Origin of the sequence: Segatella copri (assembly GCF_051861805.1) — a bacterium.
Taxonomy (GTDB): domain Bacteria; phylum Bacteroidota; class Bacteroidia; order Bacteroidales; family Bacteroidaceae; genus Prevotella; species Prevotella copri_M.
Genome location: NZ_CP146520.1, coordinates 359,014 through 381,033 on the forward strand (window position 1 = coordinate 359,014; position 22,020 = coordinate 381,033).

Annotated in this window: 13 protein-coding genes; 2 read left to right on the forward strand and 11 right to left on the reverse strand. The window is 43.3% G+C overall.

Translation table 11 applies throughout. The features are described 5' to 3' along the window. Positions 1 to 5: 5 nt before the first annotated feature. The 7 genes from V8Z93_RS01355 to V8Z93_RS01385 form a co-directional block, all read right to left on the reverse strand. Positions 6 to 3,056: an efflux RND transporter permease subunit gene (locus V8Z93_RS01355; RefSeq protein WP_439432158.1), complete on the reverse strand. Its 3,051-nt coding sequence runs from the start codon at positions 3,054 to 3,056 to the stop codon at positions 6 to 8. A gap of 26 nt (positions 3,057 to 3,082) precedes the next feature. After that, a complete protein-coding gene (locus tag V8Z93_RS01360) occupies positions 3,083 to 4,177 on the reverse strand; it encodes an efflux RND transporter periplasmic adaptor subunit (protein ID WP_439432159.1) in 1,095 nt (364 codons plus the stop codon). A 35-nt stretch (positions 4,178 to 4,212) separates the two neighbouring features. Next, complete coding sequence (locus V8Z93_RS01365; RefSeq protein ID WP_439432160.1) at positions 4,213 to 5,691, reverse strand: TolC family protein; 1,479 nt, start codon at positions 5,689 to 5,691, stop codon at positions 4,213 to 4,215. A 17-nt stretch (positions 5,692 to 5,708) separates the two neighbouring features. After that, complete coding sequence (locus V8Z93_RS01370) at positions 5,709 to 6,794, reverse strand: BF3164 family lipoprotein (protein ID WP_439432161.1); 1,086 nt, start codon at positions 6,792 to 6,794, stop codon at positions 5,709 to 5,711. A gap of 442 nt (positions 6,795 to 7,236) precedes the next feature. After that, positions 7,237 to 8,448, reverse strand: coding sequence for a 6-bladed beta-propeller (locus tag V8Z93_RS01375; RefSeq protein WP_439432162.1), 1,212 nt, complete (start codon positions 8,446 to 8,448; stop codon positions 7,237 to 7,239). Positions 8,449 to 8,476: 28 nt separating this feature from the next. Continuing rightward, positions 8,477 to 9,559, reverse strand: a complete 1,083-nt coding sequence (locus V8Z93_RS01380; RefSeq protein WP_439432163.1) for a 6-bladed beta-propeller — start codon at positions 9,557 to 9,559, stop codon at positions 8,477 to 8,479. Positions 9,560 to 9,618: 59 nt separating this feature from the next. Further along, complete coding sequence (locus V8Z93_RS01385; protein WP_439432164.1) at positions 9,619 to 10,713, reverse strand: 6-bladed beta-propeller; 1,095 nt, start codon at positions 10,711 to 10,713, stop codon at positions 9,619 to 9,621. A 269-nt stretch (positions 10,714 to 10,982) separates the two neighbouring features. On the opposite strand from V8Z93_RS01385, the gene V8Z93_RS01390 reads away from it, so the two are divergent. Beyond that, the gene (locus V8Z93_RS01390) at positions 10,983 to 12,758 is read left to right on the forward strand and encodes a hypothetical protein (protein ID WP_439432165.1); all 1,776 of its coding nucleotides are present in this window, start codon (positions 10,983 to 10,985) and stop codon (positions 12,756 to 12,758) included. Positions 12,759 to 12,828: 70 nt separating this feature from the next. On the opposite strand, the gene V8Z93_RS01395 is transcribed toward V8Z93_RS01390, so the two are convergent. The 3 genes from V8Z93_RS01395 to V8Z93_RS01405 form a co-directional block, all read right to left on the reverse strand. Next, positions 12,829 to 13,326, reverse strand: coding sequence for an immunoglobulin-like domain-containing protein (locus V8Z93_RS01395; protein WP_308265604.1), 498 nt, complete (start codon positions 13,324 to 13,326; stop codon positions 12,829 to 12,831). A 36-nt stretch (positions 13,327 to 13,362) separates the two neighbouring features. Then, positions 13,363 to 15,324 carry a glycoside hydrolase family 97 catalytic domain-containing protein gene (locus tag V8Z93_RS01400; protein WP_439432166.1) on the reverse strand — a complete coding sequence of 654 codons (1,962 nt, stop codon included), beginning with the start codon at positions 15,322 to 15,324 and terminating at the stop codon, positions 13,363 to 13,365. A 250-nt stretch (positions 15,325 to 15,574) separates the two neighbouring features. Further along, entirely contained in the window at positions 15,575 to 16,660 is a 1,086-nt protein-coding gene (locus V8Z93_RS01405) for a family 43 glycosylhydrolase (protein WP_299330639.1), read from the reverse strand. Between the two features lie 187 nt (positions 16,661 to 16,847). Between V8Z93_RS01405 and V8Z93_RS01410 the strand changes: the two genes are divergently transcribed. After that, entirely contained in the window at positions 16,848 to 17,654 is an 807-nt protein-coding gene (locus tag V8Z93_RS01410) for a Cof-type HAD-IIB family hydrolase (protein ID WP_439432805.1), read from the forward strand. Positions 17,655 to 18,210: 556 nt separating this feature from the next. On the opposite strand, the gene V8Z93_RS01415 is transcribed toward V8Z93_RS01410, so the two are convergent. Continuing rightward, entirely contained in the window at positions 18,211 to 21,960 is a 3,750-nt protein-coding gene (locus tag V8Z93_RS01415; RefSeq protein ID WP_439432167.1) for a hybrid sensor histidine kinase/response regulator transcription factor, read from the reverse strand. Between the last annotated feature and the right edge of the window lie 60 nt (positions 21,961 to 22,020).

The following is a 22,020-nucleotide window of genomic DNA, read 5'->3' on the forward strand; positions in this document are numbered from 1 at the left end:
ACTTTTTACTTTCTTTTCCGATAAATTACATAATAGAGAATAGGCACAAAGAAGATGCTAACCCCTGTACCCACAACCATGCCCACCAAGATGGTGAGCGAGAGAGGGAATTGCAAGTCAGCCCCTATTGAACCACCTGAGAGAAATGGCACCAAAGAGAAGATGGTGGTAAGCGAGGTCATCAATATCGGCAACAAACGTTCCCTGCCCGCCTTGACGATTGACTCAAACAAAGGCATACCGCTCTTGCGATGCCCATTGATGGTATCCACCTTCAGGATGGAGTCGTTGATAACGATACCTGCCATCACGATAAGTCCCGTCATAGACATCAGGTCTATCGGCAGCCTCAACAGATACAGGATAACCAACACCACAAAAATATCCAACACCATCTCGGAGAGGATGATAAATGGCTGAACCAAACTCTCAAACTGCGCTGCCAATATAAAGAACAGCAGCAGGACGGATACCAACAAGACCCCAACCATTTGCAGGACGGCTTGCTGGCTCAGGAAATAATCACCACTAACGGATGCCCTCAGTTCACCTGACTTTTGGTTGCTGCGAGCCACAAAGTCGAGCACATCATTCACATGCCCCTTGGTCGTACTCAGCTCTATCGGGTAAAACTCACCTTCTTCCGATCCATACAAATGCTTGAATTCAGACTCCTTCCTCTCCTTTAAAAGGAGTTGCAAGGGAACATCCACCCCTGCCTGATTTTTGATAGAAGCAGCCATCAGAGTATTTCTATCAGCCTCAGCAGCACCCACGACAACGGGTTGGGAAACCGCTCCCTGATGGATGCGCAGCACCTCATTGCTGCCCGTCATTTGGCGCAACCTATCATAAAGCTGGTCATAGGAGATGCCGTACAATGACATCTGTTCCACATCAGCCTCCAACACCAAATTGTCCTCTACCACGACAGATGGAATATCCAAAGATGGGAAATGCCTGCGAAGAGAATCTACGTAAGCCTCAGCCTGATTTACAGATGGACGATGCCCCAAATGGTCTTGCAACTTGATGCATAGCTCAGGTTGCCCTGAAGAGAAGATCAAATCGAACAGATTGCCCGATGGAGCAAAGGAGACGGTAGCTTCAGGATATCTCTGAGAGATACATGCTTGCAATCTCTTTTGGCACTCCTCATACTGTTCCTCATTCTTCCCCTTCAGGTAAGCCAATGCCTCGGAAGATGATATCTCCCTGGTATGAAACAACATGAAGTCCTGGCTACCCACCATCGAAGTGTAAGTTTGGGTCTGGTCATCACATAGCCTCAGCACCTCACCCATGCGTCTGTCATTTTCCTCTACAGAGATATTAGCATTCCAATCCACATACATGATTCCATCAGAAGCATTCATCGCTGGCATCTGCCGCTTGTCGGACACCCAAAAGACAAGAACAAGCCCCGGTATCGCCAACAAAGACAAACCAAGGCATAAACGCAAATGGGCAAAAGTCCAGGCATGCATCCGGTCATAATACCCATATATAATATGGTGCAACTTACTTGGCTGCATCATCGTTTGCTGCTCAACATTCTGTGCCTTATGTTGCCTTACATGCAATACATAGAAATAAACAGGCAACACCAGCACACTCACCGCCAAGGAAGAGAACAAGGCAATGGTAATGCCCATGCTTTGGTCAAAGAAGAGCGTACCAGCCATTCCGCCAATGAATATCAGTGGTATGAAAACGCTGCAAGTGGTAAGCACCGAACTCAGCATGGGAGCAAAGACACTGGCAGTGCCCTTGCATACCGCCTTCTCCAGTTGCGCTCCGCCTCTTTGCTTCTGCAAGATATTATCTATCACGATAATGGAGTTGTCTACAATCATACCCACACCCAAGATCAGTCCAGAAAGGGAAATGATATTGATGGATATGCCTGCCAACTTAAAACAAAGCAAGGTTATCACCAGAGATACGGGGATAGACAATGCCACCAGCAAAGCCAATCTCCATCTTCGCAAGAAGAGAACCAGCACCATTGCCGTAAAAAAGATGGCAGCCAAAAGGTTCCACTCCAGATTATGGATGGAATAATCCAGCAATTCGGTCTGGTCTCTTGTCACATCAAACTCCAAACTGGGGTTTGCCTTTTGCAAGCTAGCCACAACATCCGATATAGCCTCCTGCAGATCACCCATCTGGGCATCACTCTGCTTGATGACAGCCAGCGTAACACAATTCTTCCCATCATGGCGCACAAAATTCTTTCGCAATGCCGCACACTCTTCTATCTGGCACAGATCCTTCAGCTGCAACAGTCTGCCGGCATGCTTGATATAGATGTTGCGCACATCATCAACAGTCAATATCTGACTGTCAAAATGGATATTGTAACGATATATGCCATCCACTACAGACAAAGAAGTCAACTGAACGTTGTTGTCAGCCAAAGCACCCTGCAGGTCTTGAATCGTCAATCCCAGTGCCTCCATCTTTTCCTGCTCAGGAATACACCTAATCTCGGAAGAGACCATGCCGCTCATATCCACCATAGCCACAGAAGGCAACTGCTCCAATCTTCTGCTGGCGACATTGGCGGCAAAATCACACAATTGGGCAAACTGAGGGGAAGCCTTGCCCCATGCACGCTCATCCTTTAGGGATATATCCAGGTAAAAAGCAGGAATATCCATGGCACTAGCCTTAATGATTTTAGGGCGTTCCATCTCCTTAGGCAAATGAACCATCGTCAAATCTACCTTTTCATTTACCTCGATAAAGAACATATCCATGTTGGCACCAGGCTCAAACTTCATCAAGACACTTCCCTTCCCCATGCGAGAATCGGAGTTGACGCTCTTCACACCAGCTACACGAGACAAGTTCAAGCGCAAAGGAGCAATAACCTTCTGCTCCATCTCTTGGGCTGAATATCCAGGCATACTGGCTTGCACCGTAACCTGGGGCACATCCATATCGGGCATCAGGGAAACAGGCATGTTCCTGATGCCAATCATGCCTATCACCATGATGGCTACCAGTATCATGGTGACTGCAATAGGACGCTTCATCAAATAATTTATCATATACCCCAAAATTAATTCCTTATTACTTATTCCTTATGCTTATCCCTTACATGCACCTCGGTGCCATCAGCCAAGTTTAAGTTGCCCGACGTGATGACCACGTCACCAGCCTTGATTTGTGTCTCCTTCCGTTTGCATCCCCCTATTGCATAAGAATGTATATTGGAATGCAATACATCCACATAGGTCCATACCGCCTCGCCCTTGTCATAGAGGAAGACCACATGGTAGCCATCACGTTCGATGACGGCATCCTTAGGCACCACCAACGAATGCGGCACATCGTTTTCCACGATGACCTTCACATTCATACCATCCATCAGCTTGCCCTGGGCATTAGGGATGCGAGCCATCACCTTAATCAGTCCCTTGTCACTGACCGCAGGATTCACATTCACCACTTGCCCCTTATATCGCTCAGTATCATCCGCAAAGAGATTCACCCATACCGTCTGCCCTACATGCACCTGCTTGATTTCTGCCTCCAAGACCTCAAACTCCACATCCAACTGGGTATCATTTACCAAGCAACAGAGTTTATCCACCCGTTGATGTCGCTTATTGACCAAGTCGGTAATACGACCAGAGAATGGGGCAACCAAGGCACATTTCGTCAGCAGACGCTTTGCAGCCTGCAATTGGTAAGTGGCAGCAAAGTATCCAGAGGTAACCTTTGCCCTATGCATCACATCGGCAGGCACGGCATCCGAAATGCCATTATAACCCAAACCGATCAACTTATCGGCAAGGGCTATCCGGGCATTCTCCAAATCACGAGATGCTTTTTCCACACTCAGCTTGGCATCAGCAGCATCCGTCCTGGCTATGAGCTGCCCCTTTCTCACCACTTCACCATTATGCACGAATACCTGATCCACGCTGCCCCCATCAGCTAACGACAAATCACATTTTTCCAAGGCTCGCAACTTGCCGTTGCAAACCAACTGGCGATGGAATGTCTGCTCCCTCAGCCTCAACGTATCTACATAAATCTCTGTAGTCAAGCTATCAGCTGTTGGTATATCCTGTCCATCTCCCTCCGTATTCTTATGTTTGCATGCACATAAAGAGCCTAACAATGCACAAGCCACCATGAAATATAAATAATGTTTTTTAGTCATATCCTTATGATGTTATAGATTTACCCCTCCACGTCTTACTTGACCAAAGCCTCGAAATCGGCAATCAGGTCTCTATGTTCCACCCAATCATAAAGGGTAAACTTGCGCAGAGTATAATAATAATTCCAATACGACTGCAATTGTCCGATGTATTGCGCCTTTGCCGTTTCCAGTTCCTGCAAGGCTGTGTTCAGCTCCGTCACCGACACATTGCCAGTCTCGAATCTCTTCTTCGTGATTTCATAACGTTCTTCCGAAATTTTCTGGGCACGCTGTGAGGTACGGCATTGCTCTGCCTGCAAGCTAAACTGCATCACCTCTCGCTTGATGCTCTGCACATAATCGTTATCAGCTTGCTCTTTCTTGGTCTTGGCAAGCTCAAGATTCGACTTTGCCACCATCACCCTGCCTTTCTTCACTCCCCAGTCAAAGATGGGTACGGAGATGGTCAAGCCAATAATCTCATTGTCTTGCAGATGACTATAAGCGGATGCAAAGCCATCAGCCGTACGATTAAATCCCACTTCCGCATTGAGCTGCATCTGGATGCCTTGAGCCGCCTTAGCCTTGGCAAGAGTCTGTTGGGCAGAGAGCAAATCCAGGTCTTGTCCTATGGCATGTGATGAATTATTCATCGCTTTTTGCAACACCTCATTCACATTGAGCACCTGTTCAATGACATTCTCGGGGGGCAAGAGTATTACTTTCTCATCATGACTAACCCTCATATAGGAGAACAAATCATAGAAAGCATCATTCATCTTGACCTGTGCCTCATTGCGTGTAACCTTGGCATTGAGCATCGACAATTCCAGTTGCAGCAAGTCGCCCTTCGTAATCGTACCCAGTGACAATCGCTTTTGCGACATAGCATAAAGATCTTCCAAATCCTTCAATTTAGTTACGCTCTGGTTATAATCCGACTGCGCAGATATGGCAGCAAAATAAAGAGAAGCCACCCGAATGGCGATGCTTTCGATGCTTTCACAATATATTCGTTTGGCCTTGTCATATTCCTTTGGTTCCATCTTCTTTCGCCACTTCATCTCATTATATGATGTGAAAGGTTGGGAATAAGACAAGCGCAAAGGCAGGGTGTTGTAAGTAGTCATCTTATAATCAAACTGATCCAGTCGGTAAAGATAAGACTGCAACGACAATGTTCCTCCCAAGGAGCTAATCTGCTGTTCCAAGGATAAGGTCAGCGAGTTGACCAATGAGTTGTTATCCACATAATTGATCTTACCATCCTCCGCATTTCTAGCCTCTACCCGAGAATGATTAAAGTTCATGATGCCTCCCGTCAGGCTCATGGAAGGCAACAGCTCTGCCCGAAAGGACTTATAGGTCCAATAGCTAGACAAGAAACTAAACCTAGCCAACTGGGCATCATAAGAGTTTCTCTGGGCAATGGCTATGGCATTGTCCAGAGAAACAGCAGTCTGAGCGTGAAGCGGCGAAAAACCACCAAAGCAACAGGCTATCAATAAAGAACGTATAAACCAACTTCTCACAATATGCTACTTAATTTCTAAAGATTATACATCCATATTTCATCAACTTTAGTCTTTGGATTTTCAGAGAACAAATATAATTTCTTTTTATCAGCAGAAATCTTTATACTGCTCCCCACTTTGTCCAAGGCTATTCTACGTATTGGATTTCCATCCCAATCATACACTTGTATCTCATTGCCATATTGGGATTCCATATAATTCTTAGGAGTCTTACCATATAAGTTCTTTTCTATCATCAATACATAAATAGCATCCTCATCAACATCAATAGCCAATCTCTTACCCGAATTCTTTAAAAGTTCATAATTACCATCAGGAGCTTCCTTATATTCGGGTTTCACCGAGAACAATTCATTTTTGACTTCCACCTTATTCTTATCTATAGAAAATATAAATGCATACCTTTCCCATCCACAAAGGTACAAGAAGCGGTCTTTCGATTTGAAAATTCTACTGTTGTCTGTATAAACAGAATGCTTAGACAGACTATCACCAGCAAACTTATCTTGTGGCCAAAAGTCCAACGTTTCTGCCTTTAGATTTTTAAAATCAATAATTGAAAACAGATGTCCAGCCTGAGAGAACGGAGCACCAGGCAACAATATGGTAGAATCAGACAATACCTGAAAACTATTTGTTGCAAAACGAATAGAAGGCAATTTGGTCAAATCAAAACGTTGCCCCTTGCTAAAATCCAATCGGTTCAAATCAGATTTTGGGAAAGAAGAAAAAGACAGCAACTGATTTCCATTAGCATAATTCAACACTCCCAAAGCCCCATCAGAAGACAAGGCAAAAGAGACTTCATCATACTCACCCCTTCCTTTTCCCCTATTAAATACATTTCTTTTAGCCAAAAGCGAATCTCCATCTTGTACGCAGATGCAGCAATTCACATCATCTCTATACACCTGAGAAAGCCAAAAATCTTGCGTTATTAAACGAGGATAAGCTCCAATACATTTATCATCAGGATGCAATAACGTACCCTGTATATTTTCTACAGTCAAATCCTCAATGCTCTTCTTCGCTACATTAGAACAAGAAGTAAGCATCACAATTGCCAACAAGAAACTTGCTATATAATTTACTTTCACCATTGTCTTTAAATCATTTTTTTATGAGTAAATATAAATTATGCATCTATCCCATTCAGATGCCACTGCAAAAATAAGAAATAAAAAACAAAAAACCACCATTTTTGAGTTTACCTTTTGTTTACTTCCTTTAAAACCGATGGTTCAAAGCAGCAGAAAACTTGATATGCAACATAGAACAAAGTAATCGTAACATGATATTATCAATTCAGAAAGATCGGCTCAGGGGAGATTGTCCGTGGATAGACAATCTCTCCTGAGCCCATTTATGTCATTTTTTGGGAACGAGAAAATGGGAAAGTGACGAAAAGTGGTAAAATTACCACTTTTTGCTTGTAAATCATGGTAAAAGCCTTCGTTTGAGCCTTTTTAGTGACGAAAAACGGTAAGTTTATAACCCTCTGAGGAGAGAAAAGTCCATCTATCAAAACCTCCCCTACCTCTTCTATTTATATTCATGAAAAAACAAAACGGGATTCGAATCCTTGTTCAATTTTATCAAACGACTGTAATTATCCAAATGCGTTCTCATTTTTCCACCGTTAATGATGTATTTAATAAAATGGGGCATAAAGCACGGTTTTAATAATGCGACAACCCCTCGTTCATCACTATAACAAAAGTCCATCGGAATCATATTTTTATCAGAAACATAATCATCCATGAAAAGACTCGATGTCTTCGTTTTTCCACTCGCTTTGTCATATACTAGATAATTCCGCTCATCCCCCTCTAGATATTGGAAAAAGACTTTACTTGGTGATTCTATGAAACGAGAGATCTGATGAATCCTCTTTTGCGAATAGATGCCAGAAAAATCAATTTTTTCCAATTTTCCTTCTGCTATTCTCTGCATCATCAGAACCTCATCCTTATTCACGAACTTTCGACTATCCACAATATATGCAGCAGATACACCATCTGCCGTGACATTCATAATCAAGTTAGAAAACAAACCTATATATTTGGGGCTTTGACTATTCTTTGAATAAAAGTTACTATGCTCCAAGCTAAGTGGGAAATTCCACCCATGATTGTAGTCATCAGATTTCAAAAACTTGCCCACTTGCTTTCCGTTACGCTCATCTATTTCCCTTAATTCATATTTTTCCTTTTCTGAAACGGAAGACCTATTCAGATATATCTTCCCGCCTATTTCCTGCATACAGTAAGTAAGATAACCATTTTGGACTGCTTTTATACTTGACAAGAACTTATAATCATTCAAACTGAACTTCAGAATCTCATCCGTAGCCTCATCTAGCAGATAAATAATTTCTTTTGTTCTATCTATAGAAAAGTCTGCCAACTTCATGTATTCTCCATGTCCTCTACCTGGCGAAGAAATGGTTCTTTTAAACTTATCATTCCCATCAAACACATAAAGCTTATTGGCACGGTCATCAAGGATATAAATATCTTCTTTGTATATTTCCAAAGAACGTATATTCTGAACCACACATTCAGGTTTCGTCTCCAGCAAAACGACCTTTGGTGCCTTAAAGAAATCAGAGAATATCAAAGAGTCACATCTTGTAGCCCCATCTATGCTTATGGTATCTGCATCAGCATACATTGTGGCAGTATTATAACTGCCACAAGATATGCACATGACAAACGCTAGTATGATAAACATACAGTTTATTGCTTTATTCATATCTTTTCCTTTTTATCATTATCCAAACTTATTTCAACTTGCATTTAAAAAGTAAGTAGTCTTCATCCCTCATTGTTTTTTTCTTATATTTAGGGAAATAACTATCTATATCTTTTCGAAAATCCCTTCCCCTTATAGCCAAAAACACATAATCAGCACTACTCTTAAAAAATTGAGGTGCAGAAATATCCACATGTCCCATAACCTTACCAACACCTTTGGTATTCATAAGATTAACATATACATACTCACCTTTCTTATATGACACCAAAATCCTATCACCCATTTTAACCGCATCCAATATGAAATCATACTTATGCTGATTTTGTTGAAATGTTGTAAATTGGGTATATTCCTTACTAGGCATTGGATTAGGAAGTTCCCAATGGTAACTTTTCGCTGCTAATGACTTAGCATTTATATAAGTGTATATGCATTGTGATGCTTGGTCTATATAATTAATTTCATTGCCATCAACCTGCAATGGAGAGGTTATCATACCACTTACACCAACTGCAAAAGGCAAGGCATCAACCAACTTCTCTTTTAGTTTGAATGAAGAATCATAGACATACATCAACTTATCATTTTTCAATGTTCCAAAGTTGTTGGTAGTCAAGACATACTCGTCCCTGTTCCAAGCCAGATTCCAAAAAGCATTTTCCTTCAAATCTTTAGCAAAAAGGAATTTGCCCTCAACATTATAAACCAAGACCTTAGACGGTGCCACCAAAATCACAATTCTGTTATTAGTGGTATCTATTGCAAAGTCTGAAGCATGAACATACTCACCTGGTCCATGTCCAATGGAACCGATATTTTGCAAAAAGTTACCATTCGTGTCAAACACATACAATTGTCCTCTATCTACTCCGCCCAATACATAATATCTATCATTGACATAATCTATTTTACTTATCCATTTTAATCTTCCGCTTACAACTGAATCCAACGTAACACATGATTTTGGCACAAAGATGTCAGACAACCTTACCATATCCTTAGTATCATTCAGCAAAGGCAAAGGCTTGCTATTATCCACCGTTTGCTCAACAACACAAGAAGACAAAGAAAACTGAATCAAGCATAATAATAATATTATTTTTTTCATACCAATTTACTTTTTATCATTAATAATCTTATATACGTTTGCAGATTATTCTATACCTATCAGTCAAGTTGACCATTAAGTTTGATTTTTACTAACATAGGATTGTTAGGATAAGCTTTCAATTTATCCTTTAAGCTTGGATAAAACGGAGATTTCTCAGAAAACTCCATAGGATACACCAAAGCCCAAAATCCAGTTTCGTCTACATCCACTAAGGAAATGCCAAGTTCTATATCCAATGGTCCTGCATATACCTTTTTCAGGTTCTTATCATAAAAAACCATATAATATTTCTGCTGTGGACCAACAACCAAAGCATAAAGGCACTTGGAATTTTCAAAACACATCTGAACAGATTTGAAATATCTTTTCATATTATCAGTTTTCTCAAAATCATCATACTTGTCAGATATGTACTTTTCCGGTAATGCCTCACTTCCAAAATCCAACAGATATTTAGGATATAGTTTCCCCTTTTTATAGGTATCTATCACAAAACATCCATAGTCGGGCAGAACTAAGTTATTATCATCCATAGAAAAGAAACGCTCACATTCCATCTGAATGCCATTACGCTTACGTAAATCTTCTATCTTTTTATCTTGAGACATTTTTGATATAGAGTAATCCTTGTAAGGTGAATATAATAAAGTATCATTCCCCACAACCATAAAGCGACAATAATCAGTACCAGACTTATTGATACTCCTATCCCTTCTCAAAAACTTGCCATTATTCTCATCAAAAATAGTCGTACCACGCTCATCAAGAATCGTAATAAGAGAATGCTCTATATCCACAGAAAAATCCAGGAAATCTACATGCTCAGATTCAGAATATCCAACTTTTCCTACCTCATATTTAAACTTGCCATTATGCTTGTCAAAAACAAACAAACTCTTCTGCTTAAAATCTTGAAACAGGATTAGATTCCCCTCTACCCTACATTTAGAGGCAACAGTCAACAAGGAAGAATTGGTATTCTCCAAAGGTACCACTTCTGCTATTGACAACAATGAAGCCCAATTTGTAAACTTAGGTTGCTTCACATCTATAACCTCACACTCTGTAACAGAAGGACTCTCTGTACATGCTACCATACATGCACAGAGACTAAACAAAACGAATGGAAGAAAAAACAGAAACTTTTTCATAATTTCTATTATTTTTAATAATTCATTGTATATTTTTTGATGCAAAAGTACAACAAAACAAACATATATTGGGCATATTTGAGTTTACTTGTAATTTCCTTTTTAATTTTTAGAGCTTTAATATACAAAGTAAACAAACAGTAAACTCATGACTAAAACAACAAACACTTATCACTTCTTTGCAATATGTACCAAAAACTTTTTCTCATGTACCATTTTAAACAAAAGTAACAGATTTTTCTTTTATATTCCAAACGAAATTTATACTTTTGTATAAAAAGAAAGAAAAAGCAATGAAAAATATCGCTATTTTACTTTTGGTAAGCATGCTAATTTCATGCACCAATCAAGAGAGCAACAAAATATTAGCTAACATTGAACGAATCATGTTAGCTTATCCTGATAGTGCACTTACTCTCCTCCAAAAAGACTCTGCCTCTATATGTGAAATGGGTAAAGATGCACAAATGCACTATCAAATCACTCTGTGCAGAATCAATGATATGCTATATAAGCCACACACAAGCGACAGCATGATGCTAAAGGTTGCAGATTATTTTGAGAAGAGAAACAACAAAGTTTTGCTGAGTCAGGCATACTATTGTCTGGGGGGTATCTATAGAGACCTTAACAATCACCCAAAAGCTATCAACTATTTCTTAAAAGCAGCCACAACTGACAGTATTAATGCTCCTAAAGAAATGTTGGGCAGAAGTTATTACCAATTATCCGATCTTGAGGACAACAGACTCAATAAGCAGCAAGCACTGCTATATTGCAAAAAAGCTTATAGTTACATTAAACAAGCAGAAGATTATGGACTAACAAATGCCTGTCTGATGGATATGGGGCATTATTACTATGACTTAGGGAAAATAAAAGAATACTCCTCATTCACAAAAATTGCCAAAAAGAACATCTTGGAAGACCATGATACTTTGAACTTAAGGCGTTTTATCGTTTCTGAAGGGGAAAAAGCTGTTTATAGCAACAACCAGCAAAAACTGAAAAAGCTCATACTTGAAGCTAAAAAGGAACTTACTCCTGAGCAACAGCAAGACTGGGGTATCAATATGATGCAAGGATATCTGCATAAATTCCTTCACCAGCAGGACTCTGCTTTGTATTTTTTCCAAAAAGGATTGAAAACAGAAGACCCTTGGAGAAAATATGAGGCTAGCATTGCCATGTCCGAAACGAAAGCTAATGGAAATAAATACGAAGAAGCTTGGACCTTGCAAAAAGAAGCAATAAAGCTAAAGAACGAAATAGATTCCATCGACAACAAGTCGGAGGCTGAGAAAATGAAGGCTGCCTATAATTACGAAGAAGAAGTGGCTAAAAGAGAGGAAGCAGAAGAGGCCAGATACCATTTCATGCTTGGTATCATGGTTGCCATCTGCTGCATCCTCGGATTATCATTTTTTGTTCTGTATCTCAAGTATTCCTCTAAGAAAAAGGAACTGTTGCAACTAAGGGTTATTGCTCAGCAAAACAAAGAAATAACCCAACAGAAGACGCACATACAAAGCCAAGATACACTGATACAATGTCAGAAAACACAGATAGAGAATCAAAATGAGAATATCCAAAAGCTGGAAAACAGAAACAACCACTTATCGAAATATGAACTATTGTCAAGTGATGCGAGAAATTGTAAAATTGGTGAGCAAATCCATTTCCATGAAGACAAATGGAATCAATTCAGAATGTCTGAAGCATACACTCATTTACACCACATGATCAATGATGGGCTGATGAATTACAAAGCTTCTGATTACAAGAAAGCCATCTCTGCAATAAAAGAAGAAATCGACAAGTTGTTTAATGACTATGGCAAACGTCTCAAGGCCGCATTCCCTGAAATAAAAGATTCGCAAATCACCTTTGCCTATCTTGTAAAAGCTGATGTCAAATTCAGCAATATTGCTATCCTGTTAAACAAAAGCAAACCTAGCATCACAAAGACTTGCAAGGGATTCTTACAGCTTCTTGAAAAGCCATATACAACCAAAGAACTCATTGAATTCTTGCAGAACTTCTGAAAAAGCTTCTGTAGTTTCATGAACAACAATGCCACTTCACACACCTTATTAGTGTGCAAAGTGGCATTGATTACATGACGTTGAACGAGCAGTAACACGTTGTGTCTCTGTATCCGTCTGTTGTCTCTATTCTCATTTTTTTCCCAACCCGATATGTCCCTTTCGTGTATTTCTGACGTACATTGCCCAAATCAATTTGAAATTTTCGGGCAGTGTTTGGTCGGATGCCAAGACCTATCTCTATAAAGGCAGCATTCTTCAATGGAATCTTTTTCCAACCTTTATTTTCCTTCTCGATGAAGTAATCATAACCAACGATACAAGTCCATGGTGAATTGTTGGTTATAGTCAACGTGACAACTTGAGGTTTAGTCGTAAAATGCGTCTGCGAGAGTTCCAACCAAATGTTTCTTTGTACAGAATTGGTCTTTTCTGCAATTTTGGTCTCTTGCACGGATTTATTCTCTTGCACATTACTAACTAAAGCACTTGCTTCCGTTACTTGACTATTACTTTTGTCCCTAACAGAACATGAAAGGAACAATAAGCATACAAATATCCATTTCATATTTCCAGCTAATATCGTTCAACATTCTGGTATTGATTACTCCTGCGCAATGATACCGCCCTTAGGCTGCATCTCTACCTTGAGGTTTCCATTCTTATCTACCTTTACGGTCTTTACATGAGAGTCTGGCCAGAGAGCCTTCTTGTCCTTGCTTGCCGTCTCATAATAATAGGTAACGGTTTTGCCTGCGAGCATAGGCAACTTCAGGGTGAGCTTCATCAGCTGGTCGGTGCCATTCAAGCCAGCCACATACCATTTGTCGCCATGACGGCGAGCCACTACGGCATACTTGCCAGGATAACCTGCCACAAACTGGGTCTCATCCCATGTGGTTGGTACACTCTTCAAAAAATCAATCTCGTGCTGAGGAAGCTCAGTGAGATTGTTAGGATAGATGGCGATACACTGGATGGCAGCCTGGTTCATGATAGCCGCAGCCATCTCGAACACGTCGGTGGTATAACGGCGATGACGACTCTTGTTGTCACGAGACAAGTATTTGTTCATGATGGTGCCACCCCAATCCATAGAAGCCACTGCATTGCGGCAGAATGGGTGCATGGTCAACTCAAAGCCCTCTTGCTTGGCATGATAATCAGAGAAGAATACATTCTCGGAAGCAAGCACAGCCTCGCTGGAGATGAAGTTAGGATACATGCGTTCCCAACCTCTTGGCAGGGTGCAACCATGGAAGATAACCTGTATGCCATAATCGTTGGCATCGCTGAGGATGTCTTCATAGTTCTGCATGGTCTGCTGCTTGTCGCTACCGAAGAAGTCCACCTTGATGCCCTTCACGCCGATGCTCTTCATCCAAGCCATCTCCTTCTTGCGAGCCACGATGTTGTCCATACAGTTGCGTGGTCCCTGCGGGGCATCATTGGTTATGCCATTGGAGTTGTACCAAAGCATCAGGCTTACACCCTTGCCCTGTGCATAACGGCTCAGTTCTGCTATCTTTTCTCTGCCGATCTGCGTATCCCAGAGGGCATCCACCAATACATACTCATAGCCCATGGTAGCAGCCAGGTCGATGAACTGTTTTTGGTCATTGTAGTTGCAAGAGGCGTCTTGCCAGATGAGCCAGCTCCAGGCATATTTTCCCACACCATACTTTTGGGATGCCTCATAGCGAGGCTCCACTACATCATAAGGGATGGTGGTCTCCACCAATGGTTTCAGGTCCTTACCCACGGTGATGGTGCGCCAAGGTGTGGAACCTGGCAATGAGAACACGGCATTGTTAGAGCCAATACCATCTCCTTCTTCCTTCATAGGGAAGGCTATCTGATAACCCTTGTTGGCATCATAATCGCTGATGTGGCAACCCGGATAATTGCCATGAGTGCCTGTCTCGCTGACCAACACCCAGCCTTCGCCGCCTACCTTGAAGAGGCATGGGAAGGTATAGCCTCTGCCATAACCCGACTTGGCTGTGAGCGGAGCATCTGGCTTGTAATCCTCCTCATAACTTGGCTTGGTACGAGCAAAGCCTATCAGCGGATTGCTCTGTGGAGAGAGGAAAGAGGTGGAAATCTTTGGCAGATTGAATGCCGTCTTCTCCTCATTAATAATAATATGTTGTGCCTTCAAGCCATCAAAGGTATAGCGGAAAGCCACGTCATTGTTGGACACATTGAAGGTAACGGTCATTGGCTCTTTCTTGCCATTGAGATAAGTCACGTTGAGCTGGTTGGCATGATAATCCACATGCGAAGCCTTGGCGGTACGAAGGTCGTAGCTTTTATCAACCGTTGCCTCACTCTTCTTCTGAAAGGTCAAGCCCTGACTGAAATCTCCTACGTTGGCAAGGAGACCGAGCAAGGATGGCTCCATCATTCGTGTGCCAGCATAATCTACGGAATAATAGAGCTTGCCGTCTTGATCTTCTACCACGACATTCAGTTTACCATCAGGAGAACTGACGGTACTTTTCTCCGCAAAGGCAGAGAGGGCTGTCATCAAAGACACTGCCACCAAAAGGAAATTCTTCTTCATTCTAAATTATGTAAAATCGTTATGTTGTTATTATGCTCCTATTGCCGATTGTAGTTTTTACACTTACAACGATTCTGCAAAGATACGCCAAAACATTGGGACTGCAAAATATTTCCATACCTTTTTAGCAAAATAGGAACAAACAACAAAGTAAATGCTACATAAACGAAAGCGAGAATGCCGCAAGAAAACGACATTCTCGTGCCAAAATACTTCTCACTTTGCTTTAAGAAGGAGTACAGAATGAGTTTCAGGGAATCTGCAGACCAGCAGTAGGTGTAACTCGCTTGATGGTACCATCAGCATTAAACTCCATCTTGTCGATGCACACCTCGCGATGCACGCCAGGCTGATTGTGGAGATACTCCTTGTTGATGCGATGATAAACGATGTACCACTCATCTGTGCCCGGCTTCTGGATCACGGAGTTATGGGCTGTACCATAAATCTCGTGCTGTGGGTCCTGGATCAAGACGATAGGATCCTTGGCTACCTCAATAGGACCAAGCGGAGACTTGGATGTTCCATAAGCCACATGATAGTTGGCAACACGCGTATCATCCACCGACCACATGAAGTAGTACAGACCATTGCGATAGAACACGTATGGTGCCTCACGATAAGCATAATCCTTCAGGCTTCCGCCCTTTGGAGTCATCACGGTAACGGTTTCGTCCTTAATCTTAGTCATACTTGGCTCCAACTCGGCACCTGCCATGAAACTGTTGCCCCAATAGAGGTAAGGCTTCTTCGATACGGGGTCGATGAATACATCCACATCGATGAGCTGACCGTTGCAACCTGGATGATTCTTCGCCAGAAGAGGGTGACCCAGGTCAACGAATGGACCTGTAGGAGAATCAGAAACCGCTACACCCATCTGCTTTCTGCCGTTGTCATTAGGACGGGCACTGAAATAGAGATAGTACTTGTAGCTGCCGTTCTTCTGCTTCACCTCTACAGCCGCCGGAGCCCAGAGATTGCCGTTAGCCCAGGAAATCTGGTCGCTCTTGGCATCGAGCACCACACCTTCGTTCTTCCACTCCTTCAGGTCGGAAGAAGAATATACGTAGTATTCATATCCACCCCAGCCCGGAAATCCATCGGTGGTAGAATAGATATAATACTTACCCGTCTTGTTGGAATACAGGATTTCCGGGTCGGCATGAAAGCCTGGCAAGATTGGGTTGCACAATCCGCTGGCGACGACAGGCTGATTCTCATTGAGCGCATGCCAGTTCTTGGCAGCCTTCTTTGCCGCATTAGCATTCATGGGCATTCCAAGAGCCAACGCAGCCATCATCAAGCCACCGATTGTCAGTTTTTGATTCATCATTGTCTTGTTATTAAATGTTTGTATTCTTTTTGCTTGCAAAAATACAATTTTTTATTCGAACAAAGGTACACAAATAATGATAAATATGTCATCATTTCGTTCAAAACCTTCATTTTATTCAAATATTTATTGTATCTTTGCCCTCAAATAGCAAAATCATATCAAAACAATGGAAAAAGCAAAACAGATTCCTTATCGTGCCATTGCCCTGGATTTGGATGGCACCCTGACCAACCACGAGAAAGTGGTTACCCCTAAGACCCGCGAAGCCTTGCTCAAGGCTGCAAGCCAGGGAGCCGTAATTATCCTTGCTTCCGGTCGCCCTACCTACGGCATCAAACCGGTGGCTGAATGTCTCGAACTGAACCAGCGAGGAGGATACATCCTTTCTTATAATGGTGGCAACATCGTGAACGCCCAGACCGGCGAAAAACTCTTCTCGCAGTTCTTGCCAGACGAAGTGATACCAGAATTATATGCCTATGCCAAGGAGAAAGGTCATGCCCTGCTGGGATATGCCGGCAACGAAATCATCACAGAGATGCCAGACGATGAGTATGTGAAAGAGGAGTCGCGCATCAACAAGATGAACATCCGAAAGGTGGACAACCTGTTTGAAGCCCTGGAGCCTCATCCTACCAAGCTCCTCATGACTGGCGACCCTACCCTCATGCTCAAGGCGGAAGAGGATTTGGTGGAAAAATTGGGAGACAGAATGGATATCTTCCGCTCGGCTCCTTTCTTCCTGGAGCTGGTACCTAAGGGCATCGACAAGGCAAAGTCGCTGACTCGCCTTCTGGCGAAAATCAATCTTACTCCTGCCGACATGATTGCCTTCGGCGATGGTTACAACGACCTGAGCATGCTGAAGCTTGCCGGCATGGGGGTGGCGATGGAGAATGCAGCCCCAGAAGTAAGAGCCGAAGCCGACTATGTTACCCTATCAAACGAAGAGGATGGCGTAGCCGCTGCCCTCGAACACTTCGGAATGTAAAGATTCCAGCACATACGCCAGCACGCCCTGAAAGGGCAGAAGCTCCTAGCCCAGGGCATCGCCCTGGGTATAATAGCAGTCAACAAGGCGCCCTGTAAGGGCAAAAGCTTCGTATATTGCCTGGTACTTGAAAGCTTTTGCCCTTACAGGGCGACAAACTTGCGTCAATGATTACCCAGGGCGATGCCCTGGGCTAGGAGCTTTTGGGCCTTCAGCCCGTACCTGAACCACATGCGAAACTTCTGTTATATTACAAGAACCTTAAATTCCGTCCCTTTTATTGCCTAAATTGTTCATTATTAGACGTTTTTATATTTTTTCGAAAACCAATTATATAAAAACGAAAGCATCCAACGCCAAAAATCACTAACTTTGCGCCCGTAAAAAGAATATAGAATTTCCCAATAAACTTCAACTAAAATACTGTTTTTTTGAATAAGGGTGAGGCGATGAGCCTCATCCCCTATTGGAACAAACCAGATTACAATAGGCAATCCAAAAATACTTGCGAGAACGGGGAACTTGCAGGAAAGAGCAAGCTCCATAGAAATGGAGCTTACTGGTATTCGCTCGGCGAAACGCCGAACTGCTTCTTAAATGCAACGGAGAAATGGGCCGCAGTACTGAATCCTGTCAACACGGCTATCTCTGAAACATTAAGTTTGCCTTCACGCAACAAAACAGCTGCCCTGTTGAGCTTGTATTTACGGAAGAAAGTACCAGGAGTCTCACCTGTAAGTTCCTTTACTTTATAATTAAACTTAGCCGGACTAATCAGCATATCCTTACACATGGTAGAAACACTCAAATCCTGTTCTTTAGAATGCTTCTCCATCAACTGATATAATTCATCCATAAACTTCCTGTCCTGCTCAGAGAGAGTATCCGCCACTTTCTTCGACAAGGTCTGAGTTTCCGTACTCTCACCCAAACGCTGACGGAGCGTCTGCATGTTCTGCAACTGCGATACCACGAGCGCCTTCAGGTAAGCAGGGTCGAAAGGCTTGGTAACGTATGCCACTGCTCCCAACTTCAAGCCCTCTATCTGCTCACTCATCTTCGACATCGCCGTAATCAGTATCACAGGGATATGACTGAACATCAAATCATTCTTCAATACCTGGCAGAATTCATAGCCCGACATCTTGTCCATGATGATATCGCTGAGTATCAAATCTGGCTTCACCTCTTCCAGGTCTGCCAGTGCCTCTTCTGCCGAATAGCGGTTCACCACCTCATAGTCGGCAGCAAAGATATAATGCAGATATTGTGCCACATCCACATCATCATCCACCACCAGAATCTTAGGTCTATTCATCTTCTTGTTTTCTTCAGGTTTTGCTTCCATAGAGCAATCTGCACTCAAAGGAATCTGCATCACCCGCTTCTCCTGCTCCGCAATTTCCACCTTATTATATATAGACCTATCCATAGGCAGGCAGAAACAGAACTCCACACCATTCTTGAGCGAAGCCTCAGCAGAGGTTTCGCTCACCGCATGCACATTCTTCACCGTGATAGAACCATGATGAAGCTCCACAAGGCGCTTTACATAATAAAGTCCGATGCCCGTACCCCAACCGTAAAGATTAGGATTCTGCGTATCTGCCAACTGGTAATATCGCTTGAACACATCCTGCAACTTATCCTCCTTTATCGCCTTGCCGCTGTTGAAGACAGATATTTCCAGCATCTTATCCTTCACACCAGCCTGTATTCGGATAACACCTCCAGGTTCAGTATGCTTCAAGGCATTGGTAAAGAGATTGCCCAGAATCTTTTCCAGTTTATCAAAATCCAGCCACATCCGATAGTCGGCACTCTGTTTCACCAGTTCCAGTTTGATGCCCTTGATTCTTGCCGAATCCCCAAAGGCAGTCACCTGCTGGCGCAACGCCTCGATAACATCTACCTCTGCCACCTTCAGGCGCAGCTCATCCGTCTCCAACTGGTTGAAGTCGAGCATCTGGTCGATGAGCCTCAGCATTCTGTTCACACTCATGCACACATGGTTCAGGGTACGATGCACCGACTGCGGCAAAGCCTTGTCGGCATTCAGCGTCATCAGCGGACCGGCGATGATGGTGATAGGGTTTCTGAACTCGTGGGCAACATTGGCAAAGAATCTCATGTTCATCTCCTTGGCAAGCTTCTCACGTTCACGTTCCTGCTGTTCCTGCAAGAGATGAAGGCGGTTGGTACGTGCCCTGAGATAGAACGTGTTGAGGATATGAAGCACCAGGGCGATGATGCCGGAATAGAGCAACCATGCCGCCGACGACTGCCAAGGGGCAGGCTTGATGGTAATCTCTACCATGCGCTCAGACAGGGCAGGCTTATCGGGAGCGGATATCAAACGCAAGCGGAATGTATATTTTCCCGGGGTAAGGTTGGAGTAATGAGCCTCCTTACCATAGGTAGGCATCTGCCAGTCATGGTCATACCCCTCCAGCTTGTACTGGCACATCAGTGCCGAACGGCGACTGAACGAAGGATAATAGAAATTAAACCTCAGGTCGTTCTCATCATAGGCGAAAGTATAGCTATCCAGATGTGATATCTCGTCGGTAGCGGCAAGCACCTTGCCATCCGTCTTCTTCACCTCCATGCCATAGATATTCAGCAATTCGGCTGCATGAATACCGGCTGGGGTCTGCATGAAATCGGTGTACATTGCCTCTTGCGGCATAAACTTGCAACCCATAGAACTGCCAAACACCACGTCGCCGTCAGGCGACAGGCAGATGGAATTATTATAAAACTGCCAGTCGTCACGGTCTTGGCTAGCCGAGAGCAGACTGCTCATCATAAAAACCTTGCTCTTGAAGGTGACAAAGAAGGCATCACGCATGGTGGTTACCCAAAGCTGGCGATTCCTGTCTTCTACCATTCCTTCAATATGAGTATCGTTCAGTACCTTGGCACTGCGCATAGACTTTCTCTTCATATCGATGAAATAGAGTCCGTCTCGCTTGGTACCCAGCCACACCATTCCATACGAATCCAGCTTAGCGAAGGCAGGGTCGAAGTTGCCGTACTCAGGCATGCCAGCCACCTTCATCTCCTTTATCTTTCCCGTTTTAGGAGAAAGGATGGCGAGATGCATACCCTGCATAAACAGCAGGATATTTCCATTGGGCAGCTTCTCCATCTTGGTTTCATGGTCATAATAGGCACTTGGGACCGGAATGGTATCAGGCTGCAGGTTATCAAAGCGGAAACGCAGGAGCTTTCCTCCCTCGCTGCATACATACAGAGCATCGCCCACCTTCAATCCGTAGCCAAGCAAAGACTTCAACACGGGAGATTTGTGGAGCACATCGGCACATTCATCGCTGATACGGCAACTCGCCACCTGGTGTCCGCTCACCATCCAGGCATGCTCATCATCATATTTCACGATGTTGTTCAGATTGATTTTCTGGGGTGCGGGAACAGAATCGAAGATATTTCGGAATGGTATCTGTCCGATGCGACGGTTTTGCAAATCATAGATAAACACCCGCAGGGCTGTACCAGCCAGCAGATGATTTCCCACCGCAGTCATGCAGAGCATCGCCATTCCCTTGGTAGCCTTTGCCAAAGGATTATCGTTGGCTTTCTTGTAAGCAATACGATTCTGCGAAATAACCTGAAAGCCCGAATTGCGGTAACCCACCCAAAGATTATCACCATGATCCTTGAAGGTAGCACTCACCACCTCTACGGGTTTGCGCAAGATAGAAAGGTCTTCAGGAAGCGGAGCCTGGAAATGATTGGGCTGTATCTGCCGATGGGATGGCGTAATCTTCTCATCCCCACTGATATGAAATGTACGGCTGCCGTCACTCACCAGCACCGCCATCGAATCATCCTTTTCCCTGCTGTCCTCTATAGCCACGATGTTATCATGATCATCGGGCAGGGCGATGCGATGGAAGCGGTAAGCTCCCACATACCGGGCAAGTCCGTTCTGCGTTCCCACCCACATTCTGCCGGCTCTGTCGAGATGCAGCACGTTGATATAGTCATCGGGCAGGGCTGTGGTATCCTTGATGTCGTGACCGAACTGCACGAAGTTCTTGCCATCATATACATTGACACCAGCCGATGTACCAATCCACATCAACTCTCGCCTATCGCAAGCAATAGACGTAACGCTCTGCGACGAGAGCATATTGTCTTTCGTCGTCTGTTTACCTTTTTCCTGCAGTGCCCTCAGCGTAGTACTTCTGCCCAGGTCAAAATAATAGCTGGCAGCAAGCAGGCAGAACATGACTGCGAATATGATAACTATCGCCTTTTTCATGCCTACAAAATTACACATTATTATCGAATAAACAAAAATTAATTTGAATTATTTTGTGTTTTCTTGAATTTAAAGTAT

What these genes read in the sequence shown, in the direction of transcription:
- V8Z93_RS01355 (WP_439432158.1), bottom strand. Translation starts at nt 3,056, where the DNA reads ATGATAAATTATTTGATGAAGCGTCCTATTGCAGTCACCATGATACTG.
- V8Z93_RS01360 (WP_439432159.1), bottom strand. Translation starts at nt 4,177, where the DNA reads ATGACTAAAAAACATTATTTATATTTCATGGTGGCTTGTGCATTGTTA.
- V8Z93_RS01370 (WP_439432161.1), bottom strand. Translation starts at nt 6,794, where the DNA reads ATGGTGAAAGTAAATTATATAGCAAGTTTCTTGTTGGCAATTGTGATG.
- V8Z93_RS01375 (WP_439432162.1), bottom strand. Translation starts at nt 8,448, where the DNA reads ATGAATAAAGCAATAAACTGTATGTTTATCATACTAGCGTTTGTCATG.
- V8Z93_RS01380 (WP_439432163.1), bottom strand. Translation starts at nt 9,559, where the DNA reads ATGAAAAAAATAATATTATTATTATGCTTGATTCAGTTTTCTTTGTCT.
- V8Z93_RS01385 (WP_439432164.1), bottom strand. Translation starts at nt 10,713, where the DNA reads ATGAAAAAGTTTCTGTTTTTTCTTCCATTCGTTTTGTTTAGTCTCTGT.
- V8Z93_RS01395 (WP_308265604.1), bottom strand. Translation starts at nt 13,326, where the DNA reads ATGAAATGGATATTTGTATGCTTATTGTTCCTTTCATGTTCTGTTAGG.
- V8Z93_RS01400 (WP_439432166.1), bottom strand. Translation starts at nt 15,324, where the DNA reads ATGAAGAAGAATTTCCTTTTGGTGGCAGTGTCTTTGATGACAGCCCTC.
- V8Z93_RS01405 (WP_299330639.1), bottom strand. Translation starts at nt 16,660, where the DNA reads ATGATGAATCAAAAACTGACAATCGGTGGCTTGATGATGGCTGCGTTG.
- V8Z93_RS01415 (WP_439432167.1), bottom strand. Translation starts at nt 21,960, where the DNA reads ATGTGTAATTTTGTAGGCATGAAAAAGGCGATAGTTATCATATTCGCA.